Source organism: Thermoactinomyces sp. CICC 23799, assembly GCF_016055145.1.
Taxonomy (GTDB): Bacteria; Bacillota; Bacilli; order Thermoactinomycetales; family Thermoactinomycetaceae; genus Thermoactinomyces; species Thermoactinomyces intermedius.
Map to the genome: position 1 here is coordinate 141607 of NZ_JAECVV010000006.1, position 26138 is coordinate 167744.

At 49.0% G+C, this 26138-nt stretch carries 31 protein-coding genes; 23 read left to right on the forward strand and 8 right to left on the reverse strand.

Annotated elements, in window-relative coordinates; all coding sequences use genetic code 11:
• Nucleotides 1–51 precede the first annotated feature (51 nt).
• Nucleotides 52–702 carry a TSCPD domain-containing protein gene (locus I8U21_RS15380; protein WP_445267830.1) on the forward strand — a complete coding sequence of 217 codons (651 nt, stop codon included), beginning with the start codon at nt 52–54 and terminating at the stop codon, nt 700–702.
• A 136-nt stretch (nt 703–838) separates the two neighbouring features.
• Entirely contained in the window at nt 839–1570 is a 732-nt protein-coding gene (locus I8U21_RS09665; protein ID WP_181731709.1) for a metallophosphoesterase, read from the forward strand.
• Between the two features lie 51 nt (nt 1571–1621).
• On the opposite strand, the gene hutH is transcribed toward I8U21_RS09665, so the two are convergent.
• Entirely contained in the window at nt 1622–3154 is a 1533-nt protein-coding gene (gene hutH, locus I8U21_RS09670) for a histidine ammonia-lyase (protein WP_181731708.1), read from the reverse strand.
• Nucleotides 3155–3339: 185 nt separating this feature from the next.
• Between hutH and I8U21_RS09675 the strand changes: the two genes are divergently transcribed.
• The 4 genes from I8U21_RS09675 (at nt 3340) to I8U21_RS09690 (ending at nt 6042) form a co-directional block, all read left to right on the forward strand.
• Nucleotides 3340–3807, forward strand: coding sequence for a hypothetical protein (locus tag I8U21_RS09675; RefSeq protein WP_181731707.1), 468 nt, complete (start codon nt 3340–3342; stop codon nt 3805–3807).
• Between the two features lie 192 nt (nt 3808–3999).
• Entirely contained in the window at nt 4000–4563 is a 564-nt protein-coding gene (locus I8U21_RS09680) for an NADPH-dependent FMN reductase (protein ID WP_220215002.1), read from the forward strand.
• Between the two features lie 11 nt (nt 4564–4574).
• Entirely contained in the window at nt 4575–5006 is a 432-nt protein-coding gene (gene mntR / locus I8U21_RS09685) for a transcriptional regulator MntR (RefSeq protein WP_181731706.1), read from the forward strand.
• 82 nt (nt 5007–5088) lie between these two features.
• Nucleotides 5089–6042, forward strand: a complete 954-nt coding sequence (locus I8U21_RS09690; RefSeq protein ID WP_198053808.1) for a patatin-like phospholipase family protein — start codon at nt 5089–5091, stop codon at nt 6040–6042.
• Nucleotides 6043–6110: 68 nt separating this feature from the next.
• Here I8U21_RS09690 and I8U21_RS09695 read toward each other — a convergent pair whose 3' ends face one another.
• From I8U21_RS09695 to I8U21_RS09705, 3 genes are all read right to left on the reverse strand, one after another.
• Complete coding sequence (locus I8U21_RS09695; protein ID WP_181731704.1) at nt 6111–6371, reverse strand: hypothetical protein; 261 nt, start codon at nt 6369–6371, stop codon at nt 6111–6113.
• Nucleotides 6372–6385: 14 nt separating this feature from the next.
• Complete coding sequence (locus tag I8U21_RS09700) at nt 6386–7321, reverse strand: DUF1385 domain-containing protein (RefSeq protein WP_198053833.1); 936 nt, start codon at nt 7319–7321, stop codon at nt 6386–6388.
• Between the two features lie 202 nt (nt 7322–7523).
• A complete protein-coding gene (locus I8U21_RS09705; protein ID WP_181731703.1) occupies nt 7524–8696 on the reverse strand; it encodes a C39 family peptidase in 1173 nt (390 codons plus the stop codon).
• Nucleotides 8697–8899: 203 nt separating this feature from the next.
• On the opposite strand from I8U21_RS09705, the gene I8U21_RS09710 reads away from it, so the two are divergent.
• The 3 genes from I8U21_RS09710 (at nt 8900) to I8U21_RS09720 (ending at nt 11773) form a co-directional block, all read left to right on the forward strand.
• Entirely contained in the window at nt 8900–9970 is a 1071-nt protein-coding gene (locus I8U21_RS09710; RefSeq protein WP_181731702.1) for a M24 family metallopeptidase, read from the forward strand.
• A 20-nt stretch (nt 9971–9990) separates the two neighbouring features.
• Entirely contained in the window at nt 9991–10548 is a 558-nt protein-coding gene (gene efp, locus I8U21_RS09715) for an elongation factor P (protein WP_181731701.1), read from the forward strand.
• Between the two features lie 82 nt (nt 10549–10630).
• On the forward strand, nt 10631–11773 hold the full coding sequence (locus I8U21_RS09720; protein ID WP_181731700.1) for a conserved virulence factor C family protein: 1143 nt from the start codon (nt 10631–10633) through the stop codon (nt 11771–11773).
• 119 nt (nt 11774–11892) lie between these two features.
• Here the strand turns inward: I8U21_RS09720 and I8U21_RS09725 are convergent, their stop codons facing one another.
• From I8U21_RS09725 to I8U21_RS09740, 4 genes are all read right to left on the reverse strand, one after another.
• Nucleotides 11893–13197: an MDR family MFS transporter gene (locus I8U21_RS09725; RefSeq protein ID WP_181731699.1), complete on the reverse strand. Its 1305-nt coding sequence runs from the start codon at nt 13195–13197 to the stop codon at nt 11893–11895.
• Between the two features lie 302 nt (nt 13198–13499).
• Nucleotides 13500–13952 (reverse strand): DUF441 domain-containing protein, encoded by a 453-nt coding sequence (locus tag I8U21_RS09730; protein WP_037993879.1) that lies wholly within the window; start codon nt 13950–13952, stop codon nt 13500–13502.
• A 66-nt stretch (nt 13953–14018) separates the two neighbouring features.
• Nucleotides 14019–14810, reverse strand: a complete 792-nt coding sequence (gene comA / locus I8U21_RS09735) for a phosphosulfolactate synthase (protein WP_181731698.1) — start codon at nt 14808–14810, stop codon at nt 14019–14021.
• A 76-nt stretch (nt 14811–14886) separates the two neighbouring features.
• Entirely contained in the window at nt 14887–16167 is a 1281-nt protein-coding gene (locus tag I8U21_RS09740; RefSeq protein ID WP_181731697.1) for an MFS transporter, read from the reverse strand.
• A 140-nt stretch (nt 16168–16307) separates the two neighbouring features.
• On the opposite strand from I8U21_RS09740, the gene I8U21_RS09745 reads away from it, so the two are divergent.
• From I8U21_RS09745 to folD, 14 genes are all read left to right on the forward strand, one after another.
• Nucleotides 16308–16730 (forward strand): CD1247 N-terminal domain-containing protein, encoded by a 423-nt coding sequence (locus I8U21_RS09745; RefSeq protein ID WP_181731696.1) that lies wholly within the window; start codon nt 16308–16310, stop codon nt 16728–16730.
• A gap of 127 nt (nt 16731–16857) precedes the next feature.
• Nucleotides 16858–17838 (forward strand): stage III sporulation protein AA, encoded by a 981-nt coding sequence (spoIIIAA, locus tag I8U21_RS09750; RefSeq protein ID WP_198053809.1) that lies wholly within the window; start codon nt 16858–16860, stop codon nt 17836–17838.
• Nucleotides 17832–18347, forward strand: coding sequence for a stage III sporulation protein SpoIIIAB (spoIIIAB, locus tag I8U21_RS09755; RefSeq protein WP_181731694.1), 516 nt, complete (start codon nt 17832–17834; stop codon nt 18345–18347). The genes spoIIIAA and spoIIIAB overlap by 7 nt, the downstream gene beginning before the upstream one ends.
• A 28-nt stretch (nt 18348–18375) precedes the next feature.
• Nucleotides 18376–18582 carry a stage III sporulation protein AC gene (gene spoIIIAC, locus I8U21_RS09760; protein ID WP_037993870.1) on the forward strand — a complete coding sequence of 69 codons (207 nt, stop codon included), beginning with the start codon at nt 18376–18378 and terminating at the stop codon, nt 18580–18582.
• Between the two features lie 15 nt (nt 18583–18597).
• The gene (gene spoIIIAD, locus I8U21_RS09765) at nt 18598–18987 is read left to right on the forward strand and encodes a stage III sporulation protein AD (RefSeq protein ID WP_049719938.1); all 390 of its coding nucleotides are present in this window, start codon (nt 18598–18600) and stop codon (nt 18985–18987) included.
• Between the two features lie 12 nt (nt 18988–18999).
• Nucleotides 19000–20184 carry a stage III sporulation protein AE gene (spoIIIAE, locus tag I8U21_RS09770; RefSeq protein WP_198053810.1) on the forward strand — a complete coding sequence of 395 codons (1185 nt, stop codon included), beginning with the start codon at nt 19000–19002 and terminating at the stop codon, nt 20182–20184.
• Nucleotides 20185–20205: 21 nt separating this feature from the next.
• Nucleotides 20206–20826: a stage III sporulation protein AF gene (spoIIIAF, locus tag I8U21_RS09775; protein WP_181731692.1), complete on the forward strand. Its 621-nt coding sequence runs from the start codon at nt 20206–20208 to the stop codon at nt 20824–20826.
• Nucleotides 20827–20894: 68 nt separating this feature from the next.
• Nucleotides 20895–21515, forward strand: a complete 621-nt coding sequence (gene spoIIIAG, locus I8U21_RS09780) for a stage III sporulation protein AG (RefSeq protein ID WP_049719941.1) — start codon at nt 20895–20897, stop codon at nt 21513–21515.
• Nucleotides 21516–21532: 17 nt separating this feature from the next.
• Nucleotides 21533–22093, forward strand: coding sequence for a SpoIIIAH-like family protein (locus I8U21_RS09785; RefSeq protein ID WP_198053811.1), 561 nt, complete (start codon nt 21533–21535; stop codon nt 22091–22093).
• 188 nt (nt 22094–22281) lie between these two features.
• Complete coding sequence (gene accB, locus I8U21_RS09790; RefSeq protein ID WP_049719943.1) at nt 22282–22806, forward strand: acetyl-CoA carboxylase biotin carboxyl carrier protein; 525 nt, start codon at nt 22282–22284, stop codon at nt 22804–22806.
• A gap of 22 nt (nt 22807–22828) precedes the next feature.
• Nucleotides 22829–24190, forward strand: a complete 1362-nt coding sequence (gene accC / locus I8U21_RS09795) for an acetyl-CoA carboxylase biotin carboxylase subunit (protein WP_181731691.1) — start codon at nt 22829–22831, stop codon at nt 24188–24190.
• Nucleotides 24187–24591 carry an Asp23/Gls24 family envelope stress response protein gene (locus I8U21_RS09800; protein WP_181731690.1) on the forward strand — a complete coding sequence of 135 codons (405 nt, stop codon included), beginning with the start codon at nt 24187–24189 and terminating at the stop codon, nt 24589–24591. Before accC ends, I8U21_RS09800 begins: the two co-directional genes overlap by 4 nt.
• Before the next feature lie 89 nt (nt 24592–24680).
• Nucleotides 24681–25097 (forward strand): transcription antitermination factor NusB, encoded by a 417-nt coding sequence (gene nusB, locus I8U21_RS09805; protein WP_181731689.1) that lies wholly within the window; start codon nt 24681–24683, stop codon nt 25095–25097.
• Between the two features lie 160 nt (nt 25098–25257).
• Complete coding sequence (gene folD / locus I8U21_RS09810; protein WP_181731688.1) at nt 25258–26118, forward strand: bifunctional methylenetetrahydrofolate dehydrogenase/methenyltetrahydrofolate cyclohydrolase FolD; 861 nt, start codon at nt 25258–25260, stop codon at nt 26116–26118.
• The last annotated feature ends 20 nt before the right edge of the window (nt 26119–26138 follow it).

The following is a 26138-nucleotide window of genomic DNA, read 5'->3' on the forward strand; positions in this document are numbered from 1 at the left end:
GAGGCGCTGTCTGCCGGCCCTGAGTCAAGCCAAGCGGTTTCCCAAGGCCGTGTGTCCGGTGTCCGTCGCCAGTTGCCGCGGAAACGGGACGGATTCACTCAAGAGGCAAGAATCAACGGGCAGAAGATCTATGTTCGCACCGGGGAATATGAAGACGGCTCGTTGGGAGAAATCTTTATTGACATGCACAAAGCAGGAAGCACGATGCGGGGCATGCTGGATGCATTTGCCGTTGCGGTTTCTCTCGGCTTGCAATACGGGGTGCCGCTTGAAAAATATGTCAACTCATTGACGTTCACCCGGTTTGAACCGGCCGGAATGGTGGACCATCCCAATATCAAAATGGCCACTTCGGTGATTGATTACGTCTTCCGGTTATTGGGTATGGAATATCTGGGAAAAACGGATTTTGTCCAAGTTCCGCCGAAGAAAGAAGAGTTGCGTTGTTATTTGAACCAGAAAAAGAAAGAATCGGCCGTTGACGCACCGGCAGCGGAAGCAAAGGAAACAAAGGAATTAAAGGCGGATGAAAAACGGAAGGAATCATTGCAACTGTCGTCCGCATCTGTGGAAAACAGCAATCTGGAAGCCATCCGTGCCAGCAGTGGAGCCCCCTTGTGCATTGAATGCGGCGGAATGACCAAACGGAACGGATCCTGTTATGTTTGCCTGGATTGCGGTGCCACCACCGGTTGCTCCTGATCACCAAAAAAACACCTCCCGATGCGGGAGGTGTTTTTCTTCCGTTTGTTTTGAAAAATTGCTCAAGTGACCGGGTTTTTGTATTATACAATCATAACCGACAAACCGTTACAAGAAGAAAAAGGTGTGAAGATGATTGGCCATTTACGCATTAAGTGATCTGCATTTATCTTTTAACAGGGAAGTCAGTTTGTATGACATTGATCCGGAAAAAGACATTGATAAACCGATGGATGTGTTTGGATGGGACCGGCATTATCATCAAATTCGTGATCATTGGTTAGATACCGTCCAACCGGAAGATACCGTTTTGATTCCCGGGGATATCAGCTGGGCGATGAAACTGGAAGTGGCCCGTTACGATTTCGGCTGGATCCATCAGCTTCCCGGAAAAAAAGTGCTGTCGCCGGGAAATCATTGTTATTACGCCCAAAGCAAAAAGAAAGTCCGCCAGATGCTCCCGGAAGGCATGGAGTGGATCGATGCCGATTACACGCTGGTGGAAGGAAAAGTGGTTGCCGGCACGAGAGGCTGGACGCTGCCGGGAGATAAGTTTTACAACGAAGAAGAAGACCGGAAAATTTATGAACGCCAAGTGGGAAGGCTTGAAATCGCTCTGGAAATGGCGGAGCGTGAACAACCGGATAAAGAAAAAATCGTGATGCTGCATTATCCTCCGATCACGCCGATGGCCAGCGAATCGGGATTTATGGAACTCATGAAGAAATATGGCGTGAAACTGTGCGTTTATGGTCATTTGCACGGCAGGGCGCAAGAAGATGCGATTGAAGGGAATGTCGACGGAATCGAATTGCGCCTGGTTTCATGCGATGCCATCGGGTTTTGCCCGGTGAAGATTTGGGATTGATGACGACAAAAGCAACGGAACAGCAAAGTCCGTTGCTTTTTTCTTTGCCGGTCAAACTTTCAGCCCGATCCGGCTTTGAATCAAACTGGTCAGTTGTCCGCTTTGGATGAGATGGTCGGCCCATTCGATTTCCCGGTAACCTTCCCGGTCTTCTTCCAAGGGAGGGACCGATTGGCGCAACAGATCGTAAGCCAGCCGTGTGCTTCTGCCCGGTTTTTTTGATTGAAATTCCAGAGCTTGCGCGGCACAAAGATATTCGATGGCCAGCACTTTGCGGGTGTTTTCGATCACTTGCCGGCATTTCCGGGCGCTGATCGCTCCCATGCTGACATGGTCTTCCTGATTGCCGGAGGAGGGGATGGAATCGACGGAAGCCGGATGCGACAAGGTTTTGTTTTCCGAAACCAGGGAAGCGGCGACATATTGAAAAATCATGTAACCGGAGTTTAATCCCCCGTTGGGGACCAAAAACGGAGGGAGGCCGCTGAGTTGCGGATTGACGAGCCTTTCCGTGCGGCGTTCGGAGATGTTGGCGATCTCGGCCATCGCCATGGTTAAGAAATCCAAAGCCAAAGCAAGGGGCTGCCCGTGAAAATTTCCTCCGGAGACGACTTCTTCTTCATCGGCGAAAAGAAGCGGGTTATCGGTTGCGGCATTCATTTCCCGGAGCACAATCTCTTCAACATAATGGAAAGCATCTTTGGAAGCGCCGTGCACTTGTGGGATACAACGAAGACTGTAAGCATCCTGGACCCGTTTTTCCCCGGGCTTGCTGATGCATTCACTGCCTTGAAGCAGTTTGCGCAAGTTATCCGCGGTGACCATTTGGCCGGACTGTCCGCGCACTTGTTGCAGACGGGGATGAAAGGCATGCGGGATGCCTTCCAATGCTTCCAAAGTCATGCAAGCAATAATGTCTGCAGCCAGCAAAAGTTTTTTGGCTTCCATCACGGCCAAGGCTCCGAGGCTGCACATCATTTGCGTTCCGTTGATGAAGGCCAATCCTTCCTTGGCTTCCAGTTTAAGCGGCGTCAGGCCGATTTCTTTTAATACATCCGAAGCGGGCTTTCGTTTCCCCTGATGCATGACTTCTCCCCTTCCCAAAAGCGGAAGGCACATGTGGGCGAGCGGGACCAGATCCCCGCTGGCACCGAGTGACCCTTGCGAGGGGATGACCGGATACACTTCCCGGTTCAACAACGTCACCAGAGCTTGCACCGTGGAAGGGCGAATTCCGGAATAACCTTTGGCCAAAGCGTTGATCCGGAGCAGCATCATTCCGCGGACCACTGGCTCCGGAAGCGGTTCCCCCGTTCCGCAGGCATGGCTTTGGATTAAATGGTGTTGAAGCCGGGAAGCTTGGCCGGGATCGATGAAACGGTTGCATAACTGGCCAAAGCCGGTGGTGATCCCGTAAACTGTTTCTCTGTTTTGAATCAGCCGTTCGACAAAATCCCGGGAAGCTTGCATCCGTTTGATGGCTTCATCGTCCAAGGCAACCGGGGTTTTTTCAAAAACAACAGATGAGAATTGAGAAAAATTCAATTCATCCCCTTTAATTTTTACAGTTTGGTTCGCTGCCATTTTATCGCTTTCTCCTTTTATTATATTAGAGTGTTCAATAGAAAGGAGGGTTGGGGAGAATCCCGACCCTCCTTTCGTTTGGATTATTTTTATTATATTTCTATAAAGAAAAGAATGAGCCTGCACCATCCGGAAGAAAGGGGAATACAATAAATCGATCTGAAACAGAAAAGAGGCTGTAAAAGATGGCATGTTCCGGACGGAATATTTTAATCAACGGAGGCTTTCAAAAAGGAAGGGCTCCATGGACGGGAAAACGGATAAGCCGGATGAAAAACCCGCTGCGCGCCGGGGATTATTCCATGTGGATGGGGGCCACGGGGGCCGGGGGTGATTCTGTCTTAAAACAGACCATTCGCGGCCCTTTCGAAAGAGGTTGTGTCTATTATCTGTACTTTCGTCTGCTGAACGTGACCCCTCCGCAAAGCCAAGCAGAGTTGTATGCCACGGTGGCTTATTCAAACGAAAAACGGCAGATTATCCGATCCACCCCGCTTCTCATTCATCCTCCTTACTTGGGAAGGAAATGGTATTCGTATTTCACCATTGTCCCGTCTCCCCCTTCCAATGCCCGGTATGTTGCGGTGGTGTTCCTGCTTAAAAAAGGCTTGTTGTTTGTGGATTACATCCGTTTGGCTTCGCATGACATTTGACGGGAAGATGGCTTGACGGGTATAATGTTTTGTCTTTTCTGAAAAAGCTACTCTTTAAGAGTCAGCTTTTTGTTTTTGTAGAAAAGATCGGATGAATTAGGTATACTGAAACGTGCTAAAATGAAACAATACAGATCTTTTTCAAGGGACATCAATGGCAAAAGGATACATAGAAAAGACGGGGGTGCTGATATGGTGAAAATCTTGGCTGTTCCCGGCAGCTTGACGGAAGATTCGACCACCCACAAAGCAGTGGCGATCGTTGCCGAAGCTGCAAGGCAGACCGGAGCTGAAGTGGAAATCTTTGATTTGCGAAAGTATCCGCTTCCCATTTATGATGCTCGCTCCGATGAGTCGACGTATCCGGAAAATGTTCACCGGTTTAAACAAAAAATGTTGGAAGCTGAAGGATATATCCTGGCTTCCCCCGAATATCACGGATCCGTCTCGGGGGTGTTGAAAAATGCACTGGATTTTATCGGGGCGAGAGAATTGGAAGGGAAATTTGTCGCGCTGTTGGGAACTTCGGGAGGAGCCTTGGGAGCCACCAATACCTTGAACACCTTAAACATCATCTGCCGGACATTGCATGCTTGGCCGTTGCCATCCATGCCGTCTGTTCCTCAGGCTTACCAGGCCTTTCATCCGGATGGCTCGTTGAAGGATGAAAAGCTGGAAAGTCGTCTGAAGCGTTTGGGTGTGGATCTGGTCAAAACAATCGAGCGTCATTGTGCGGGTACGAATAAGGATAGATAGGGGGCCTCTTCATGCCTACACCAAGCATGGAAGATTATTTGGAAAATATTTATAAGTTGATTGAGCAAAAAGGTTATGCACGGGTTTCGGATATTGCTGAGGCTTTAGAGGTTCACCCTTCTTCTGTGACCAAGATGGTGCAAAAGCTGGACCAAAATAAATATTTGGTTTATGAGAAATATCGCGGTTTGATTCTCACGCCGAAAGGGAAAAAGATTGGAAAACGCTTAATGGACCGGCATGATCTCCTGGAACAATTTTTGCGGTTGATCGGAGTCAGTGAAGATAAAATTTATCAGGATGTCGAGGGTATTGAACATCACTTGAGCTGGGACTCGATCACATGCATCGAAAATCTTGTGGAGTACCTGGAAAATAATCCGGAATTGGTCAAGTTTCTTCATTCGTTGAAAAAAGAAGAGCAAATGGATTCAAAACCCTAAAAACCTTGGACATGTTTCCAGGGTTTTTTTCAACAGAGAGACATATTTATGGGAAAAGGAGAATTTTTTCAGGAGGGATCGTATGTGGGCTGATGCTGTGTTTGAAGGTGGCGGTGTCAAAGGGATCGGGCTGGTGGGGGCTTTGTCTGTCGCTGAAAGCAACGGGTATCGCTGGAAAAAAGTTGCCGGCTCTTCGGCCGGGTCGATCATCGCCACATTGATTGCATCCGGCTATACCGCCCGGGAAATGGCTGAAATCATGATGGACAAAGATTTCAGCGATTTTTTGACCCCGAAATGGCCTGACTATTTGCCGTATGTGGGATCCGCCATCCGGTTATGGTTTAAAAAGGGATTGTTTTCCGGGAATGATTTGGAGAAATGGATCGCCCGGCTCCTCGAGCAAAAAGGGATTCAAACGTTTCAAGACTTGTCCCGGGAAACGGAGCTTCATATCATTGCTTCAGACATCACGCGGGGCCAACTGTTGGTCTTGCCCCGGGATCTGGAGGATTATGGCTATCAGGCGGAAAATTTTCCGGTGGCCAGAGTGGTCCGTATGAGTTGCAGTATTCCGTTCTTTTTTGATCCGGTGAAATTAACGTACAAACCGACAGGGGAGACTTGTTACATCGTCGACGGAGGCGTGTTGAGCAACTTTCCGGTCTGGTTGTTTGACAAGGAGAATCCCCGTTGGCCCACTTTCGGTTTCCGGTTGTTCTCCGAAAGAGATCATGAATTTAATAAGATCTCCGGTCCGTTCAGCATGTTGCTTTCCTTGTTTTTTACCATGTTGGAGGCTCATGACAACCGCTATATTGAGGAATTGGAGCAAGTGCGTTCAATCCAGGTTCCTTCTTTGGACGTCAAATTAACTGATTTTTCATTATCGAAAGAAAAAAAGAGGGAATTGTTCTTGTCCGGGGTCAAAGCGGCCGAACTCTTTTTCAATAACTGGACATTTGACGAATATTTAAAAGCAAGGGGCAAGCGAAACAGTCTCCGGCAAAAACGCACGGATCAAGCGGGAAGCTGATGAAAAAACAAGTCGGAATATTTCAAAATATACCGCAAGTCAAGGCCCCCGGCGGATGGGGGCCTGACTTATTTTTTATTTCCGTTGATGACTTGAAACCGGTGTTTTTTCCGCTTTTTTTTCGGCAGCTTTTTCGAGGCGCGGGGATGGGAAGGGTTGACGAGGCGGATGAACCAGCGGGGAGGCGCTTTGTAAAAATACCAGACCAACCCGATGACAAGAACCGGGATGAAAAAAGATGAGGGAGAATGGACCAGTTGGGAGATCAAACCGATGGCGGCAAGCCCCAAAATCAGATAATACCATGGAAATTGCGTTCGCCTTGGCATTTTGCAGCCTCCTTTTAATGAATTGGAGAGTTCACCGGGGGGTTCAACGGGGAAGCGGGCGTTTTCTGTTTTTCCAAAAGCGCATCCATCTCCCGCATGCGTTCAAAGGCTTTGATGGCCACTTCCACCTGATCATCGGTCGGCTCTTTGGTCGTCAGTTTTTGCAACCACAATCCCGGATAGCCCAAATATTTGAGAACCGGTATGTGTCGCAGCGAATTGGTGAATTTTAGCCATTCATAAGATAATCCGATCACCACCGGAATCAACAGAATCCGGATTCCGATTCTCTCCCATACATTGTCATAGCTGAAAAATGAATAGACAATGACGCCGATGATAATGGTGAAAACCAAAAAGCTGCTGCCGCACCGGTAATGAAGCGTGGAATATTTTTGCACGTTTTCCACGGTTAAATGTTCCTCGTTTTCAAAGGCGTTGATCACTTTGTGTTCCGCCCCGTGATACTGAAAAACGCGTTTGACAAGCGGGGTTTGGGAAACAGCCCAGAGATAGCCCAACAGCAATAAGGTTTTGATGGCGCCTTCAATCAAGTTTTGCACGATGAGGTTTTGGGTGAAGCGGTCAAACAGGATGCTTGCCAGATAGGCGGGCAAAGCAGTGAAGATGACCTTCCCGATCAGTAAAGACAAAATCCCGATGAGCGTTATGCTCAGGATCATTTCCCATTTGGAGCCGGATGTTGGCTCTTCTTCAACTTCTTCGGCTTCTTCGGGATCCAGATGATCCAGATCATACTTTTCGGAGGCATATTGCATATGCTTGGCCCCCAACGCACTGGATTCAATCAGCGAAACCAGCCCGCGGATGAATGGAAGTTGTTTCAGCGGCTTCAGCCAAGCGATTTCATTTTTTTCTATTTCCAAGCACTCAATCTCTCCGTTTTTCCGCCGGATGGCCGTGACTTGCGCATATCGGCCGCCGAACATGACGCCTTCGATGACGGCTTGTCCGCCATATGCGATGTTTTTTTCGGACACGAAAGGTTGCACCACCTTGTTTTTATGAAATGTTCACAGAAAACCGAACGCGGACGAAGAGGCGGACACGCGCCGGGCGGTCCGCTTCTTGCCGTTCGGAGTCCATTCTAACTTGAATTCGGCAAATGTGTAAATAGACGGAGAATGAATCTTACCATCGGTCCCCCAGCGGAATGTCCCAACCTTTGGGATAAATGAGGTAGACGGTGCCGTTGGAGTGGTTGAGAAAAGCTTTTTCAAACGCTTCGCGCGGATAAGTGATGCGGACTTGATCGTCGCTGGGGCCGGCCGGGTCATTGGTCAGGACATCCCCGTTTTCGTCAAAACCGCGGATCACCAACAGATGCCCGTTGGAAGAGGGGATCGGGCTTCCGGGCAGTTCCCCTTCACCATAAGCAATGCTGGCGATGACGGGGACACGGTGTGCGGTCCAGCGTTCCGCGTCCGCCAGGCTTTTCAGCCGCACCACTTTGGCTTCCAGCCCGTTAGAGGCGGCATAGGCCGTGTTAAAAGTCCAGTTTCCCCCTCCGTCATAAACATAATCCCACACTTTTGTGACAACCTGTGGCACGGGTTGATCCCAACGGGGTTGATTCATTACTTTGGCCCAATAAGCCATCACCATGGATAAAGAGGTGGGGGAACACCAGACTTCTCCCCCGTCCGGATAAACCATTTGGGAACGCATGGGTACGTCCAACGCGCTGGTCAAGCCGGTTTTGGGCACTTGGCCGGGTTCATCTTTGCCGGAGGCAACCGAGAGGCCCAAGGAAGTCAGGACGGGGCTTCGGCCGGGCTCGGTCGTAAAGAGGGTGACCCGGGCTTGAACGGCAGAAGCCGTCTTGTTCAACACCAGCGTGTCGACGGAAACCCGCCCGAATTCGTCCGACTGGCCGCTGACGGAATGGCGCCGGAAAGGGTGGTCGTTTTCATGCCAAACCCCCATGCTGTACCACGAACTCCAGCGGTTTTTGCTGTGGACGCGAAGTTCCACTTCGATCCAGGTGTTTTCAGGAGTGTCGGCTTCCCATGAGGCAATGGTTTCAAGAAAATTCTCACGAATTACCGGTGAAGTCCACGTGCCGTAATAGAAAGTGCCAAAATGGTATTTTCCGGATGAGTCCGTTCCTTGTTTGAGCTTGGCGGGATTTAAACGAAGCGCCGCACCGTCGTAAAAAGTGCCGTCAAATTTACCGTGATGAAGTCCGGATGCAAGGGAAATAAACCGTTTGTGGCTGCCGGAGGCGCTGGCGGCAAAGACAGCGGAAGGTATAAAGGCCCAGACAAGCAATACAATAAAGAGGGTGGAAAAAAAACGGAGCAAAATGAGGATCCCTCCCAGATTTTTTGATTAAACAATTCGATTTTTAAGGGGGTTTTCCTCTTCCCGGAAAGAAACGTAGACAAAAAAACGGGATCATGGGAAAATATAATATTGCGAAGAAATGCCTTCTCCTCTGTGGTACAATACGAATATCTACATAACACCAATTGCGGGGCGTTTATCCGTTTAAAAGGGGGAACAGGATGAAACGGCGAATTCAACGTTTGCACGAAGAGATGGCGGCAAAAGGCGTGGAAGCCCTTCTGATCAGCCATCCGGTCAACCGGCGCTATATGACAGGTTTCACGGGAACGGCAGGGGTCGCTTTGCTGACGGGGAAAGAAGCTTTGTTCATTACCGATTTCCGGTATGTGGTCCAAGTCAAAGAACAATGCCCGGATTGGACATTGGTCCGGCAAGAAGGGGACATTTTCGCTGATGTGGCGGCTTGCTGCAAAAAGCTGGGGATTCAACAGCTGGCTTTTGAACAGGATCATTTGACCTATGCCCAGGTGGCCAAGCTGAAGGAACAGTTGGATTCCATCCGCTTGGTGCCGGTCAGCGGACTGATCGAAAAGCTTCGCCTGGTCAAAGAACCCGAAGAGCTTTTGCTGATCAAAGAAGCAGCCAAAATTGCAGATCGTGCTTTTGAACAGATCTTGCAAGAGATCCGCCCCGGCATGACGGAAAAGGAAGTGGCTCTGCGTCTGGAAGTGATCATGAGGGAACACGGGGCAACTTCTTCCTCCTTTGACACCATTGTCGCATCCGGTTGGCGCTCGGCTCTTCCCCACGGGGTTGCCAGTGACAAAGTGATTGAAAAAGGGGATCTTGTCACATTGGATTTCGGAGCTTATTATCAAGGATATGCGTCCGATATCACCCGCACCGTCATGATGGGCAAACCCACCGCGAAACAAAAAGAAATTTATCAAATTGTCTTGGAAGCAAACAAAAAGGCGATTGCCGGGGTTCAACCCGGGAAAACCGGAAAAGAAGTGGATGCCATCGCCCGCAATTACATCAAAGAGCATGGTTATGGAGAGTATTTCGGACACAGCACCGGCCATGGCTTGGGAATGGAAGTCCATGAGAAACCGCTCGTTTCCACGAGGGGAGAAGAAGCACTGGTTCCGGGAATGGTGATCACCATTGAACCGGGCATTTACATTCCTGATTTGGGTGGCGTTCGGATTGAAGACGATCTGATTGTTACCGAATCCGGATATGAAAACATTACAAACGTTTCCAAAGAAATCATCATGATTCATTAAAGTTTGGGAGGAAAAGAAGAATGATCAGTGTCAACGATTTTCGTACAGGTTTAACCATTGAACTGGACAACGATGTTTGGCAAGTGATGGAATTTCAACATGTGAAGCCAGGAAAAGGCGCGGCGTTTGTCCGTTCCAAATTGCGCAATTTGCGAAACGGGAACATCCAGGAACGCACCTTCCGGGCTGGTGAAAAAGTTCCCCGCGCGATGGTGGAAACACGCGAAATGCAGTACTTGTATGAAAGCGGCGGCGAATACACCTTTATGGATAATGAAACCTATGAGCAAATCACCTTGCCGAAGGAACGGCTGGAATATGAATTGAACTTTTTGCAAGAAAACATGAACATCCAAATCATGATTTACAAAGGGGAAACCATCGGGATCCAATTGCCCAACACCGTGGAGTTGGAAGTGGTGGAAACCGAACCGGGAATCAAGGGAGACACGGCCACCGGCGGAAGCAAACCGGCAAAATTGTCCACCGGGTTTACCGTGCAGGTTCCCTTGTTCATCAATGAGGGAGACCGTCTCATCATTGACACGCGCAGTGGTGAGTATGTATCCCGTGCCTGAGGGGAAGATGAGACCTCTGTAGCTTTGCTATGGGGGTTTTATCCGTTTTTAAAGGATTAATTGAAGCAAAGGATGGGATAGCATGCGGATCGTATCCATTGAACCGACCCCCAGTCCCAACGTGATGAAGTTAAATATGGATGAGACACTTCCGGACGGAGTCAGTTACAATTTTCCCAGGGAGAAAGCAGAGGAAGCGCCGGATTATATCCGGAAACTGCTGGCGATTGACGGGGTGACAAGCGTTTTTCAGGTATCGGACTTTTTGTCTTTGGAGCGGCACCCCAAAGCGGATTGGCCGGCGGTTTTGGCCGAAGCGCGCAAAATCCTGGGGGAGGCCGAAGGTGAAAGGGAAGAACAGAGCGGGCAAACGGTGGAGGAAGAATCGTCTTCTTTCGGTGAAATCACGGTTTTGATCCAAAAGTTGAAAGAGATCCCCATGCAAGTAAAATTGTTAAAAGACGGGGAAGAGTACCGCTTTGGATTGCCGGATCGTTTTAAAGAGGCCGTGATGAAAGTTCAGGAAACGACATCCAATTTGATTTTTGAACGGCAATGGGTTGAGCAAAAGCCGCGATACGGGGAGATTGAAGAAGTCGGGAACCAAATCGTGGAAGAAATTTCCGCCGCCTATGACAAAAAGCGGCTGGAAAATCTGGTGAAACGAGCGTTTTCCGGGGAGACGGAAACGAAAGAAAAAGGCATCAGCCGGGAAGAAGTGGAAAAAGCATTCACTTCTCCGGAGTGGGAAAAACGGTATGCCGCTTTGGAACAATTTGAACCGGAAATCGGGGATCTGGATTTGCTGGCAAAAGCGCTGAAAGATGAAAAGCCGGCAATTCGCCGCCTGGCGGTGGTGTATCTCGGTTTTTTGGAAGATGAGCGGGTGCTTCCGTATCTGGAAGAAGCCTTGAAGGACCGGTCCGCCATTGTCCGCCGCACAGCGGGCGATACGATGTCGGATCTGGGGAATCCCAAAGCCATTCCGGCTATGTGTGAAGCGTTGAAAGATCCGAACAAACTGGTGCGATGGCGTGCCGCCCGGTTTTTGTTTGAGGTTGGCGACGAAAGTGCGATTCCTGCTTTGGAAGAAGCCGTGAATGATGTCGAATTCGAAGTGCGGTTGCAAGCCCAAATGGCTTTGGAACGCATTAAGCGGGGAGAAGAAGCCAGCGGAACGGTTTGGCAGCAAATGATGAGGCGGATGGAAGAAGATAAGAAATAAAACACAGTCCGGTTTTTTTCCTGAAGAGGGCAGAAAACGGATGGATGCTCACGGTGTGAACATCTCATCCGTTTTTTTCATGTCTCTCCAATTCCGACAGGGCGCCGGTTTTTTCCGGACTACACTGCTTTTTGAGCACCCCGTTTTTTTAGATGGCCGGACGGAAGTGGACGGTGCCGTAAGTTCCGGAACAAAAGATGATACAAAAATGCCCCGGCAAAAGCGATCAAACCCAAAATGGCAAAGGTCCACGGATATCCCACCCATGCCGACAAGGGAATGGCGGCGGGGGCAATGGTTTTCCCGATGGAAAACCGGAGACTGGCTGCGGCAAAATATTGTCCGCGCATGGACTCCGGAGCCAGTTTCGAAATAAAGCCGTCCTGCAATCCGACCACCAGGATTTCGGCGACGGTGAAAATAAAGATAGCCAAAAAGGCGAGCCACCACAGATGCGTCATACCCAGCAAAATCATGGAAAAGCCGTACAGCAGGGATGAGGTGACAAAAACGGTTTTTTCGTGAAAAGAGTGAATCATCTTGGTGATCCAAACCGTAAAAAGAACCACCATCAAACCGTTTTCCGTAATCAGCCAGCTGAAAAATCCGGCGCCTCCCGCTTCGATTTTGAACGATCCCCATTGAAACAGGGTTTGAACCGGAATCGATTCCGTGACATAAACGCCAATGACCAAATCCAGTTGCATGAAGGTTTGGGAAACCAGGATGCCTGCCAGGATAAAAAGCATGAAGTTAAAGTCGGAAAAAATAATCCGGTAGTCCCGCAAATTTTGTTTGACAAACGCAATCCATTTCCCGTTTCCGGACACAGGGGTGTTTCCTTCCCGGATCCGGGCGGTTTCCCGGACAAATTTTTGGATCAAAACCGCTAATAACAGAGTGGCCAGGCCGGATGCCAGCAACAATTCAAACCGGTGTTGAAAAAAGAAAAATCCGCCCAAAACCGGTCCGACGACCACGGCCAGATTGGACGTGGTGTAAAAGGTGGCAAAAACCTGGTTCCGGTCCTCTTCGGCCACCACATCCGCAATCATGGCATGGCTTGCCGGCCAATAGATGGATTGAAACATTCCCAAAACGGCAAAGCAGACAAAAGACCAACCCGGTGAGGAAAACCAAGGCGAATTGGCCAGTGCAAAGGAGAAAAAGGTGACCGATTCCCCGACGGAGGCGATAACCATCATTTTTTTCCGTCCGTAGCGGTCGGCACAATAACCTCCGGCCAGATTGGCCAGCACACTGATCATCTGTGAAAGAATCAACAAGATCCCGGCGGTTTTTTTTCCGTAAGCATCGGCGAAGAATATGGACATAAACGGGATATACATCCAAAAAAGAATGTGAATCAGCCCTTCTCCGAAGAGACGGACTTTTAAATTTTGGTCCCAATCTCGAATTCGCACAGTACTCCCCCTTATAAAAAGAAAAAGAAGCCACAGGCAAGACGATCCTTACCCGTGGCTTCTTTTGGAGATACGAGTCCCGCAAAAAAAAGAGTTTATCCGTCATCGGGGCGGAAAGGATTGAATCTGCCTACAAAGGTTTTGATTTGACGGGCATACTTGAAGCCCGGTTTTTTCAGGGGAAACATGCTTACGATTTGGAGATTTTTCATAATCCTTTCCACCTCCTTGATTTTTTTGAAAATGATGTACTTTTATTTTAGTGAAAGATCAATCCGGTTGCAATCTTTTTTTAACCGGATTCAAAAAAGCCATTTCAAAAGCCGGAGCAAAAAGGCTGTGATTCCTGCAGCCATCAAAGGGCCGACCGGAATGCCGCGCATAAATAAAATGCCGAAGATGGAGCCGATTACAAGCCCCACGATGAGTTGAGGATCCACTTTTAAAAGGTCCAGTCCTTTTCCGTTCATATATGTAGCCAAGGCTCCGCCAATGAGAGCCAAAATCCCGGGCAGAGTGATAAAAACGGATAAAACATCTTTGCTTTGGATTCGCCCGGAAGCAAAAGGGACCAAAACGGAAATGGTTAAAAACAACAATCCGAATTCCAACCCTCTTCTTTCCAAAGCAGGGAAGTACCGCTCCAAATGAATCAATTTGAGAATGAGCAACAAACTGGAGGCCGTTGCGATCAACGGCGATCGTCCGATGACGCCGATGATGATGAGTGTCACTAAAAGAAGATCGGGATTCATTCGGTTAACCCCTGTCCTGTCAAGTTTGTACTAAAAATATGTGGGACAGGTTTGATTTATGAATGTTTAAGTACGGGGATCGCCCGGATGGAAGGTATCGGCCCGAAGGCCTCTCCGCAAGCATTCCAGCGACAGGATATCATGGGGCGAAATATTTCCCAGATTGGCCTTCGGGCCGAGAAGATGAAGAAGTTGGATTTGCTGATGGGTTTGGGGAGCTTCCCACAAAATGGTATCGGGATCGGTTCGGTTCCGGATGAATTCCAGCATGGACCGGCGGATTTGCCCGTTTTCATCATAGATCCCGACATTTTTTCCCGATTCTCTTCCTTCCACGATCACAAAGGCGGCTCCCGCCTCCCGGTCCCGTTCATATACATCTGCAAACGTTTTTAAATCCAGGGGAATGCCTGAGGCCTTTTTCCCGATTTCAGTGATGACGCGAAAACCCATTTCTTGCCCCAGTCTGATCAGGCGGGAGCGCTCGGCCGGGGAAAATTCCATCAATCCGTCGGAAACTTCAATCCATTCAAACCCTAATCCGGCGAGGGTCTTCAAGCACGGTTGGAGCTTTTTTCGGGCATGGGCAATTTCCAAAAAGGTGCCGCCCGGGTAAATGGAGACCTTGGATTGCCGGGCGAGTGCTATTTTTTTTCGTAAGATTTCGGGCGGGGTGACTCCGGCGGTGCCAAATCCCAACTTGAGAAAATCGATATATTCGCCGGCGAGCTGAAGCAAATCGCAAAAAGCGCTCAACCCCAACCCCTTGTCGATCACCATGGTCAAACCGTTCCGACGGGGTTTAGGCGGGCGCTTTCGGGATGAAACGAGTGTATCCGGCCATAATGGCTGATTCATGGATTTCGCCTCCTGAAATGAAATGCATCTTGAAATACATCTTATTTTTATGCGGGGCGAATCCGCCGGTAACACTTCAGGCAGGCGAAAGCTTTTTTTTCCGCAGCAACAAACGGGTCCTTCCGTCTTTTCCCCGCAACCGTTGGGGACGCTCGATAAACTTCCGGGTCAGGAAAATCATGACAAATAATATGCCTCCCAGCCCGAGAAACAAAAGAAAGGGATGCGGTGACAAAGCGCCGAAAACCGGCGGGCCGAGGGCCACTCCGAAAAAACGGACGCTGTTGTATAACGAAGTGATGATGCCACGTTCCTGCATGCCGACGGCGGAGGTGATCAACGTATTTAAACAGGGAAGGATCAACCCGCTTCCAATGCCGATGGCAAAAGAGCAGAGAATCAGCCAGTAGGCATTGCGCCACCAGGGAATGGCCGCAGTGGCGATCGTGGTGATGATCAAACCGATCACAATCAATTGGTTCATCTGGTGCGTTTTTTCTTTTACATGAGCCCCCGTGAAGTATGCGGTCAAACATAAGGCGAGCAACGGGATGGCCAAAATAAACCCTTTGATCACGCCACCGATGCGGAAGGATTCTTCAAGGAAATCAGAGAGGTAAAACAAAACCCCGAACATGGTGAACATGATCAAAGACCCGGACAAAAAAGTAACGACAAGCCAGGAACCCCTGCGTTGAAAGACCTGGCGGATATGTTGTTTGTATTCCCGCAAAGGTTGGGGGGGTTCTCTTTTGGACGGTTCTTCGATCACTTTCCATAAGGCAATGGCCACCGGCACACACAAGAGAGGAAAAATAAAGAACATGGCATACCAAGTGATCAGTGCAATCAGTGAACCGAGAATGGGACTGATGACTTTCCCGAATGCGTTGGAGGCTTCCAAAATGCCAAGCGATTTGCTCCGGGCTTGCCCTTGGTACAAATCCCCCAACAAGACCATGGCAATCGGAGCGGTTCCGGCAGCGCCGATGCCCTGAATGATCCTTGAAATCAAAACCAGGGTGTAAGATCCTCCTTGGATGATGGACGAAAAGCCGGCCAACAACCCTCCAAAGCCGTATAAAAGCAAACTGTAAAAAACAATTTGTTTGCGGCCGATCCGGTCCGCCAGAATTCCGGCCACTGGAATGACGATGGCAGCCGGGATGGAAAACAAGGTGATAAGCAGGCTGACTTGGAATGAATTTACATTCAATGCTTCTTCGGCTGTCGGCAATACAGGAATCAGCATCGAGTTTCCGATCACCATGATAAACGGAATGGTGCTTAATGTGAGTAAAACCGCAGAATCAGGCGCGGTTCTTTTTTCTTTCGAAGCCATTTGGTTTGGAGGCATTCGGTTCACCTCTTTTGTCGTTTTATTGGTTTAGAATGTCCCGTTTTCCGTAAAATCTTGTTTCCATTTATTGATTTGTTTGGGTCTCCGGTGAAAAAGACACACTAAGGAAAAATCATCAGGGACGATGAGGTGATTGTATGTATGTCAACTTAAAACGGGATTTATCTTATATTGAGGGACTTTTGCAAGGTGATGAAAAACACCGGGATCACGTGGAATCCAAAGCGTTGCACCGTCTGTTGGACGTAGTGGATCAGTTGGTGGAGTCCGTTGAGCAGTTGGACCGGCGACAGTCAGAATTGGAAGAATATGTGGAGGCCGTGGATGAAGACTTGAATGATCTGGAATTATTGGTTTATGACGATGAAGATGAAGACGAAGAGTTTGATGAGCCGGTGTATGTGGTTTGCCCCGAATGCGGGGAAGAAGTCGTGGTGGAGGCGGAAGATCTCGAAGATGATTCCATTGAACTTCTTTGTCCCAAATGCAATACGGTGCTGGAATTACAAGACATACACGATGAAGAAGCCGAAGAAATCATGGATGGCGGGACGGACTGAAAAAAGGGCGTCCCGCTCTTTTTTTGCTTCCGCGGTCCGGTGATTTTGTCCGCATTGCTTGTCATATTCAAAACAAGTCCACATATGAATGGGAATAAGAAAAAAGGTTTGGGACAGGAGGTGCTCCATGTCTTTTCAGCCGGTTCTTCAAGTTCTTCCGCTTTCCATCCGTGAGGTGATCCGATCGCTTCCTGCTCCGGTGCTGGAGTGTTTGGAAGAAGTCAGGGTTCGCCAGGAGAGGCCGCTGGAAATCGTCACCAATGAAGAGTCGTGGTTTGTCAGCCGGTCTTCGCGCCTTTCCAAACAGCCGCACGATGCCATGATTCCGAACAAGGAAGATTGTCTGAATCTCTTAAATCTGATCAGCAACCATTCATTGTACACCATGGATGAAGAATTAAGGCAGGGATATGTGACAGTGGAAGGCGGGCATCGGATCGGACTGGTCGGAAAGGTGATTGTGGAAGGAGGGAAAGTCAAACATCTTCGGGACATCACCGGTTTTAATGTCCGGATCGCCCGGCAGGTTCCCGGCGTGGCCGATCCGTTGCTCCCTTATATGTTCCATCACAACAAAGTGGAAAATGTGTTGATTGTGTCCCCTCCCCAATGCGGGAAGACCACGTTGATCCGTGACCTTGCCCGCCGGGCCAGCGAAGGAAGCGCATTGTTTCCGGCATTCAAAGTCGGCATTGTGGATGAACGGTCGGAGATTGCCGGATGTGTGGCGGGGGTTCCCCAGCATGATGTCGGTCCCCGGACGGATGTGTTGGACGGGTGCCCGAAAGCGGAAGGCATGATGATGATGATTCGCTCGATGTCACCAGATCTCCTGGTGGTGGATGAGATCGGGCGGAAAGAAGACAGTGATGCTATCCATGAAGCGGTTTATGCGGGGGTTCACATTTTTGCCACGGTTCACGGGCAATCCATCAAGGAGATCGCCGCGCGTCCGGTGTTGAAGGAACTTTTGCAGGAAAAGGTTTTCACCCGGATTATCTTGTTGAGCAGGAGAAAAGGCCCCGGAACGGTGGAAGGTGTTTTTAATCAATTTTTTGAGCGGCTGGATGCAAGGCAACGGGCGGGAAGGCCGGGAACGTTATGTTGAAAGTTTTGGGAGCGGTTTTGATCCTCATGGCGACGTCCAAGATCGGATTTGACTCAGCCCGGCAACTCCGGAAGCGGCCGCGGCAAATACAAGAACTCCGTTCCGGTTTGGCAATTTTAAAAACCGAGATCAACTATGGGACAAGGCCGCTTGCCGAGGCATTCGAACGCATTGCCGAAGCAAGCGGCGAATTGAAACCGGTCTTCCTCGAAGCGAGCCGGAAATTAAATACTTCGGATGGCAAATCCACTTATGAATGTTTGAAATCGGCCATTGAGGAAAAGTGGAAAAAAACAGTGATGGGGGAAGAGGAAAAAGGCATCGTCCTCAAACTGTGCCAGGTGTTGGGCAGTTCCAACCGGTGGGATCAGTTGCATCACTTGGATTTGGCGCAAGAAAATTTGCAAATGGAAGAAAACAAAGCCCGGGAAGAACAAGAAACCTATGAAAAAATGGTGAAAACACTCGGAGTTTTATCCGGAGCCCTTCTGGTGATTTTGATGTTTTAAACTTGGATGAAGGGGTGGTGCTGGCTTTATGCCATACCATTTGGATTCAGTATTCCAGATTGCGGGAATCGGAATCATCGTGGCCATGATTCACACGGTGTTAAAACAAATGGGCAAGGAAGATTTCGCTCATTGGGTCACCCTGTTTGGTTTTGTCGTCGTTTTGTTTATGGTTGCAATGTTGCTTCAGGATTTGTTTCAAACCATTAAAAACGTCTTTTTGTTTCGTACTTGATGGGAGGCGATCCGCTTGGAAATCATCCAGGTGGCGGGCCTTGGCCTTATCACCACATTTCTTGTCCTGGCCGTAAAAGAACAAAGCCCCGTTTTTGCATTTTCATTGGCACTGTTTGTCGGTGTGGTTATTTTTATCTTCCTGGCAACCAAAATCGGGGAAGTGATCGGGATCCTGAAGGATCTGGCGCATCTGGCCAAGGTGAATGACCTGTTTTTGGAAACCATCTTGAAAATCATCGGAATTGCTTACATTGCCGAGTTTGGGGCGCAAGTGACAAGGGATGCCGGACAAGATTCCATTGCTTCCAAGATTGAACTGGCAGGAAAAGTTTTGATCATGGTCATGGCCATCCCGATCATTACCGTGATGATTGAGACCATTATCCAAATTCTGCCCGCGTAAGGATGAAGGGGAATGAAGAAAAAGATTTTGCTTGGATGGATTTTGATTTTGATCACAGGCTTTCCTCTCTTGGCTGTGGCTGAAAGCGAGGGGGATTCCCGGATGGTCCATGAGATGATCCGTTCCCGCCTCGATCAGTTGCAAACCGAACAAGTCGAGGATTTTTGGAAACAAATTGCGCAAGATTATGAAAAATATTTGGACGGGCAGAGTTCAAAGGATATTTTTGATTTGATTCTCTCGGGGGAAAACGGTCTCAGCCTCAAGAACGTTTTAAGCGGTTTCGTCAGGTATTTTTTCGATGAAGTCCTGTACAACGGGAAATTGTTGGGCAGCATCATCATCCTTACGGTTTTCAGCATGATTTTGCAAACGCTCCAGACGGCGTTTGAACAAAATCAGGTCAGTAAAGTGGCCTATGCCATCGTGTTTATGGTGGTGATCATTTTGGCGGTGAACAGTTTTTATGTCGCCGTCGATTCGGCCAAGCTGGCGATCGGGCGAATGACCGATTTCATGCTGTCGCTGGTTCCGTTGATGATGACGCTGATGGTGACGATGGGCAACGTGGTGTCCGTATCCCTTTTTCATCCCTTGATTGTTTTTATGATCCACATCATCGGAACGTTGATCTATACCGTGGTTTTTCCGCTGTTGTTTTTTTCGGCGGTGCTCAGCATCGTCAGCAGCATCACGGAGAAGTACAAAGTCAATCACTTGGCGGGATTGTTGCGCAAAACCGGTATCACTTTATTGGGAGGGCTGTTGGCCGTCTTTTTGGGGGTGATTTCCATTCAGGGAGCCACCAGTGCGGTGACCGACGGGATTACGCTTCGAACCGCCAAATACATCACGGGGAATTTTGTGCCGGTGGTGGGAAGAACCATTTCCGAAGCGGCAGACACCGTCATGAGTGCTTCTTTGCTGGTGAAAAACACCGTGGGGCTTTCCGGAGTGCTGATCCTCCTGTTTATTTGCGCTTTCCCGGCGTTGAAGATATTATCGCTTGCCTTTATCTATAATTTTTCGGCTGCCATCATGCAACCTTTGGGAAGCAGTCCCATCATTGAAAGTTTAAACACGATCGGCAAAACACTGATCTACGTCTTTGCGGCTTTGGCAACCGTCGGGCTCATGTTTTTTCTCTCCGTAACCATTTTGGTAGCGGCCGGAAACATTTCCGCCATGATCAGGTAGGTGAAACAGATGGTCTCCTGGATGAGTGATTGGTTAAAGCAAATTGTCCTCCTGGTTTTGATCGCCACCTTTATTGATTTGTTATTGCCGAATAACCGTCTGGACAGATATGTGAAATTGGTGATGGGACTGCTCATCATTTTGGCGATGTTGTCACCCGTTTTCCAATTGCTCTCGGAAGACCATGATTTAAGATCCTTTGCCTTTCTCGGTTCAAGCCCGGCACTGTCCAAGGAAGTTTCGATGGAAGAAATAAAAAAACAAGGGGAGGCCCTCAAGCAGGAACAACAACAATGGATCCGGCAAGAAGCCGAATCAAGGGCCGGGGAACAGCTGAAAGACGAATTGCAACAGCGCTTCCAAGCCAAAGTGGAAAAAGCGGAAGTGAAATTAAAAATGGACGGAAACGAGCAGGCGATTGAAGGCATCGTGGTGGTCATGCGGCCCCTGGCTTCCCCGGCGACGCAATCGGACCGGTCCGTTGAACCCGTTGAAATCAATGTGGGAAAATCCGGCGATGGTACGCAAGAGAAAGATCAGGAAGCAAACCGGAAAAAACTGCAATGGGATGTGATACATTACCTTGAAAACCATTGGAATGTACCCAGGGAAAACATTCATGTGGAAGTGCAGGGGGAGTAGATGTTTGCCTGTTACGGTCATGGCCACCGGCTTTACATAACCATCAAAGACGGAGGTGAAAAGCAAACATGTTCAAAAAGCTTTTCCAAAACACGGCAGGGGACGGGGAGAAGTCGAAGCGCTTGGGATGGATTTTGATTTTGGGGGCTTCGGGGGTGGCGATCATGATTCTTTCATCCTTCATCCAAGTGAGAGAAGCTTCGTTGCCGCCGGATAAAAAGGATTCTCCCCAAGCGGAAGCCGATGCCAAACCGGCGGCCGTGACCTCTTCCTCAGATGATGCCCTCAGCATGATGGAATACGAGCAGAGGTACGAAAAAGAACTGGAGGAAGTGTTGAGCAAAATCGTGGGGGTGGAAGATGTTTCCGTCATAGTCAACTTGAATTCGACGGTGGAAGAGGTTTTGCAAGTGGATAAAAGGGAATCGCGCCAAGTGACGACGGAAACGGATAAAAACGGCGGGAAACGTTCCGTCACCCAAGACACCGAAGATCAAAAAACCGCTTACTACCGCGGTGAAAACGGGGAGAAGCCCGTGGTCATCAAGAAGTTAAAACCGCAAGTGCGGGGGGTGTTGGTCGTTGCGCGCGGAGTGGAAAACCTGAAGGTGAAAGCGATTGTGATTGAAGCGGTCCAACGGACGTTGGATGTTCCGGTGCATCGAATTTCTGTATTACCGAAAGGATAAAAAAGGAGGAATTCTGAATGTCGGTGAACAAACAAACGGTATGGCTGGTGACGATGTTGTCCGTCATGGTCGTTTTGTCTGCCTATTATATCGTGACGGGTCCGGTTGAACCGGCTGATCAGGTGGCACAAACCGCCAAGGAAAAACAAGGGGATATCAAAGTGGATATCAAGCGGGTCGATGAACCGTCTTCTTCCGGCCAAAAATCGGCGGAAGTTCTGGAGAACCAGTCCAATGATTTTTTTGTCGGTTATCAGTTGCAACGGAGCACGTTGCGCCAAAAAATTGTCGAAGAATACATGCAAGTGCTGACCAATCCGGAAGCACCCGAGAAGGAAGTGGAAGAGGCCAATCAGAAAATCCAGCAATTGATGAAAATTGACAATCAGGAGACCGTGTTGGAAGAACTGATCCGGAAAGAAGGTTATCAGGATGCCGTGGTCATTACCAATCTTCCGCACGTCGATGTGATTGTCCAAAGCGAAAAGCTGGACAAAAAACAAGTGGTGAAATTAATCAGTCTGGTCCGCCAGCATCTGCAAGTCGATCCGCATCATGTGACCGTCGCATACCGCTGAAAAAAAGAAATGATCAAAAAACCGGTTTCAACAAGGAAACTGGTTTATTTTTTTACATACGGACATTTGGTAAAACCGGGTCGGTTGTTTTACTATGTAAAGAGGTGGTCAAACCACTGAAAATGCGTTATGCTATTAGCGTTATTATGGATTTTGCTTTGGGCAGAAATTAAGGGAGGAAATTAAAGATGAATTTTAAACCGTATGAGATTCGCGAACTGATCCGATTAATTGATGAATCTCAAATCGATGAGTTTGAACTCGAGTTTGAAGGAAACAAAATTTATATGAAAAAGTCCGGCACAAACAGCGGAGCTTCTGCAACGCTCACGACATCCGAACCGGCTGCTCAAGCGTCACCTGTACAAGCTGTCCCGACCCCCAAAGCAGTGGTTCCGGAACCCGTCGCGGCGCCAAAGGAACAGGAGGCTCAGGAACCGGCACCGCAAGCGGCGGAGGAAGATGATCCGACTTTACATAAAATTGTTTCGCCCATGGTTGGCACCTTTTACCGCGCTCCGGCTCCGGATGCCGATCCTTATGTAAAAGAAGGAGACACCATTCAAAAAGATACAGTGGTTTGCATCGTGGAAGCGATGAAATTGATGAATGAAATTGAAGCGGAAGTAAACGGTACCATTGTGAAAGTATTGGTGGAAAACGGACAACTGGTGGAATACGGCCAACCCTTGTTCTTGGTGAAAACCACATAACGGCCGCGGAAGGAGGATGACGATGTTTAAAAAGCTCTTAATCGCTAACCGCGGTGAAATTGCTGTGCGAATTATTCGTGCCTGCAAGGAGCTCGGAATTTCCACGGTGGCCGTTTATTCCGAGGCAGACCGGGAAGCATTGCATGTGACGCTGGCGGACGAAGCTTATTGCATCGGTCCGGCTCCAAGCAAAGACAGCTATTTGAATATGACCAACCTGATGAGCACGGCAACACTGGTCGGAGTGGATGCCATTCACCCGGGATACGGTTTTTTGTCTGAGAATGCCGATTTTGCCGAGTTATGCGCTGCTTGCAATATTACGTTTGTGGGCCCTTCGCCGGAAGCGATTCAAAAAATGGGGGATAAGACGACGGCCCGTGATACCATGAAAGAGGCCGGGGTGCCGGTCGTGCCGGGAACCGAGGGCGTGATTGAGGATGTGGATGAGGCCGTGCAAACAGCCAAAGAAATCGGTTTTCCGGTGATTGTGAAAGCGACCGCCGGCGGAGGCGGAAAAGGAATGCGCGTGGTCCATCACGAAGAAGAGCTGAAACGGGCGATTGCGCTTGCGCAGAAAGAAGCCGAAGCCAATTTCGGCAATCCGGGGGTTTATTTGGAAAAATACCTGGTGGAACCCCGTCACATTGAGATCCAGGTGTTGGCGGACCAGCACGGCAATGTGATACATCTCGGAGAAAGGGATTGTTCGATCCAACGACGGTATCAAAAACTGGTGGAAGAAGCCCCGTCTCCCGCATTGTCTCCGGAATTGCGGGAAAAGATGGGGGAAGCGGCGGTGAAAGCAGCCCGGTCCGTCCAATATTCGGGAGCCGGCACCGTGGAGTTTCTCCTGGATAAAGAAGGAAACTTTTATTTCATGGAAATGAATACACGCATCCAGGTAGAGCATCCGGTGACCGAGTTGATAACGGGCGTGGATTTGGTGAAAGAGCAAATCCGGATTGCCGCCGGCGAGAAACTTTCGCTCCGTCAGGAAGAAGTCCGGATCAACGGTTGGTCGATTGAATGCCGGATCAATGCCGAGCGTCCGGAAAAAGATTTCATGCCTTCCCCCGGAACCATCCAATTCTACCTGCCGCCGGGAGGAAACGGAGTGCGGGTGGACAGCGCTTGTTATCAAGGCTTCAAAATTCAGCCGTTCTATGATTCCATGGTGGCAAAGTTGATTGTATGGGGAAAAGATCGCAATGAGGCGATTGAGCGGATGAAACGGGCATTAAATGAATTTGCGATCGACGGAATTCACACAACCATTCCGTTCCACCTGAAACTGATGCAACATCCGAAATTTGCCGAAGGGGATTTTGATATTCTTTTCCTGGAGAAGAATCCATTAAATAAGGAGAGTATGGATCAATGAATGAAATTTATGAGTACGATCAAAATGCGATTGGCAAGATTGAGATTGCGCCGGAAGTGATCCAAATCATCTCAGGGATTGCAGCGTCTTCCGTCGACGGCGTCATCGGGTTGAGCGGGGGAACCGCCGCCAATATCAATCAGTTGTTGGGCCGCAAAAATTTGAAAAAAGGAATTCATGTGGATTTGGGAGAACAACTGGCCGTTGACTTGTCCATTGTGGTACAATATGGTTTCAATATTCCTGAACTTGGCCGCAAAGTGCAGGAAGAAGTAAAACAAGCCATCGAAAACATGACCGGGCTTCAAGTGGATCAAGTTTCCGTCAAAATCAGCGGCATCAAAATGCCGGCAAACGATTCCGGGGACGAGAATGAGCCAAACCCGCCACGTGTGAAATAAGAATGGCTTGTGCTGTTTTTTGGTTAAAATAAAGAGGGAAGATCGAAGACCGGGCTGCATGGCTCGGGCTTCTTTTTGGGGGATTGTTGATGAGCAGAAGAGAGATCAGGGAAAAAGTGATTCAAACATTGTATGAGTGTGAATTTCGCCCGGAGGAACAAGAGGAAATTGTGTCTGTGCGAAGCACCGGACTCGCCGGGGAAGAGCGTTCGTATTTTTTGCATTTAACAGAAGGGATCTTGCAAAACGCTTTCCGTCTGGATGAAGTGTTTCGCCCCTTGTTGAAAAAAGGCTGGTCATTGGAACGGATTCCCACTGTGGATAAAATGATCTTACGCTTGGCCATATTTGAATTGTTATATGAAAAAGATGTGCCCAAGGCTGTGGTGATCAATGAAGCGGTCGAACTGGCCAAGTCTTTTTCCGGCGAAGAATCCGGCCGGTTTATCAACGGGGTTTTGGGAAGAGTGGCAAAAGAAGAAGCCGGGCAAATAACCGAACAATAATTTTTAAAAAAGAGGAGAGGGGACGGAGATCTCCCCTCTTTTTTGTATATGAAAACGCTTGTATTTTAAGTGTTTGCATAAAGTCTTTACATCAAAACATTTAACATATAAACTGAACATTAATTAATAATTAACCTTTAATGTTAAGGAAGTGAGCGCGTTGTCTTATCAATTGATTGATGGAAAACAAATCGCCAAAGAAATCCGTGCGGAACTGAAAGAAGAAGTCAGCCAATTAGCCGAAGAGGGATTGAAGCCGGGGTTGGCCGTCATTCTGGTTGGAAACAACCCTGCGTCCGAAACGTATGTGCGGAGTAAAATCCGGGCATCGGAAGAAATCGGCATCCACTCCCGGTTAATCCGGATGGAGGAAACCGTTCAAGAAGAAGAGTTGTTGAATCAGGTGAAAGAATTGAATGAGGACCCGGCCATCCACGGGATTTTGGTGCAACTGCCCCTGCCTGCTCACATCGACCCGGATAAAGTGATTGCAACCATTTCCCCGTCCAAAGATGTGGACGGCTTTTCCCCCGTCAATATGGGAAAAATGATGATCGGACAAAACGGTTTGTTGCCGTGCACGCCTTACGGAATCATGCAATTGTTTAAACGGACGGGGATTTCTCTCGAAGGAAAACATGCGGTGGTCGTGGGAAGAAGCAATATTGTCGGCAAGCCGATGGCCATGTTGTTGCAACAAGCCAATGCCACCGTGACATTGTGCCATTCGAAAACAGCGGATCTGGCTCATCACACCCGCCAGGCGGATATTCTCGTGGCCGCTGTGGGAAGAGGCGAAATGATCACCAAAGAGTTTGTCAAACCCGGGGCCGTGGTGATTGATGTGGGAATGAACCGGAATGAAGCCGGCAAATTGGTGGGAGACGTGAATTTTGAAGAAGTGGCGCCGGTTTGCTCGGCGATTACCCCGGTGCCGGGCGGCGTCGGCCCGATGACGGTGGCAATGCTGATGAAAAACACCGTCACGGCGGCGAAAAAGCTGTGGCAACGTGCAAAATAAATGAAAAAGAAGAGGCTTCC

What these genes read in the sequence shown, in the direction of transcription:
- hutH (WP_181731708.1), bottom strand. Translation starts at nt 3,154, where the DNA reads ATGGCAGCGAACCAAACTGTAAAAATTAAAGGGGATGAATTGAATTTT.
- I8U21_RS09675 (WP_181731707.1), top strand. Translation starts at nt 3,340, where the DNA reads ATGGCATGTTCCGGACGGAATATTTTAATCAACGGAGGCTTTCAAAAA.
- I8U21_RS09680 (WP_220215002.1), top strand. Translation starts at nt 4,000, where the DNA reads ATGGTGAAAATCTTGGCTGTTCCCGGCAGCTTGACGGAAGATTCGACC.
- mntR (WP_181731706.1), top strand. Translation starts at nt 4,575, where the DNA reads ATGCCTACACCAAGCATGGAAGATTATTTGGAAAATATTTATAAGTTG.
- I8U21_RS09690 (WP_198053808.1), top strand. Translation starts at nt 5,089, where the DNA reads ATGTGGGCTGATGCTGTGTTTGAAGGTGGCGGTGTCAAAGGGATCGGG.
- I8U21_RS09695 (WP_181731704.1), bottom strand. Translation starts at nt 6,371, where the DNA reads ATGCCAAGGCGAACGCAATTTCCATGGTATTATCTGATTTTGGGGCTT.
- I8U21_RS09700 (WP_198053833.1), bottom strand. Translation starts at nt 7,321, where the DNA reads ATGTTCGGCGGCCGATATGCGCAAGTCACGGCCATCCGGCGGAAAAAC.
- I8U21_RS09710 (WP_181731702.1), top strand. Translation starts at nt 8,900, where the DNA reads ATGAAACGGCGAATTCAACGTTTGCACGAAGAGATGGCGGCAAAAGGC.
- efp (WP_181731701.1), top strand. Translation starts at nt 9,991, where the DNA reads ATGATCAGTGTCAACGATTTTCGTACAGGTTTAACCATTGAACTGGAC.
- I8U21_RS09720 (WP_181731700.1), top strand. Translation starts at nt 10,631, where the DNA reads ATGCGGATCGTATCCATTGAACCGACCCCCAGTCCCAACGTGATGAAG.
- I8U21_RS09730 (WP_037993879.1), bottom strand. Translation starts at nt 13,952, where the DNA reads ATGAATCCCGATCTTCTTTTAGTGACACTCATCATCATCGGCGTCATC.
- comA (WP_181731698.1), bottom strand. Translation starts at nt 14,810, where the DNA reads ATGAATCAGCCATTATGGCCGGATACACTCGTTTCATCCCGAAAGCGC.
- I8U21_RS09740 (WP_181731697.1), bottom strand. Translation starts at nt 16,167, where the DNA reads ATGCCTCCAAACCAAATGGCTTCGAAAGAAAAAAGAACCGCGCCTGAT.
- I8U21_RS09745 (WP_181731696.1), top strand. Translation starts at nt 16,308, where the DNA reads ATGTATGTCAACTTAAAACGGGATTTATCTTATATTGAGGGACTTTTG.
- spoIIIAA (WP_198053809.1), top strand. Translation starts at nt 16,858, where the DNA reads ATGTCTTTTCAGCCGGTTCTTCAAGTTCTTCCGCTTTCCATCCGTGAG.
- spoIIIAB (WP_181731694.1), top strand. Translation starts at nt 17,832, where the DNA reads ATGTTGAAAGTTTTGGGAGCGGTTTTGATCCTCATGGCGACGTCCAAG.
- spoIIIAC (WP_037993870.1), top strand. Translation starts at nt 18,376, where the DNA reads ATGCCATACCATTTGGATTCAGTATTCCAGATTGCGGGAATCGGAATC.
- spoIIIAE (WP_198053810.1), top strand. Translation starts at nt 19,000, where the DNA reads ATGAAGAAAAAGATTTTGCTTGGATGGATTTTGATTTTGATCACAGGC.
- spoIIIAF (WP_181731692.1), top strand. Translation starts at nt 20,206, where the DNA reads ATGAGTGATTGGTTAAAGCAAATTGTCCTCCTGGTTTTGATCGCCACC.
- spoIIIAG (WP_049719941.1), top strand. Translation starts at nt 20,895, where the DNA reads ATGTTCAAAAAGCTTTTCCAAAACACGGCAGGGGACGGGGAGAAGTCG.
- I8U21_RS09785 (WP_198053811.1), top strand. Translation starts at nt 21,533, where the DNA reads ATGTCGGTGAACAAACAAACGGTATGGCTGGTGACGATGTTGTCCGTC.
- accB (WP_049719943.1), top strand. Translation starts at nt 22,282, where the DNA reads ATGAATTTTAAACCGTATGAGATTCGCGAACTGATCCGATTAATTGAT.
- accC (WP_181731691.1), top strand. Translation starts at nt 22,829, where the DNA reads ATGTTTAAAAAGCTCTTAATCGCTAACCGCGGTGAAATTGCTGTGCGA.
- I8U21_RS09800 (WP_181731690.1), top strand. Translation starts at nt 24,187, where the DNA reads ATGAATGAAATTTATGAGTACGATCAAAATGCGATTGGCAAGATTGAG.
- nusB (WP_181731689.1), top strand. Translation starts at nt 24,681, where the DNA reads ATGAGCAGAAGAGAGATCAGGGAAAAAGTGATTCAAACATTGTATGAG.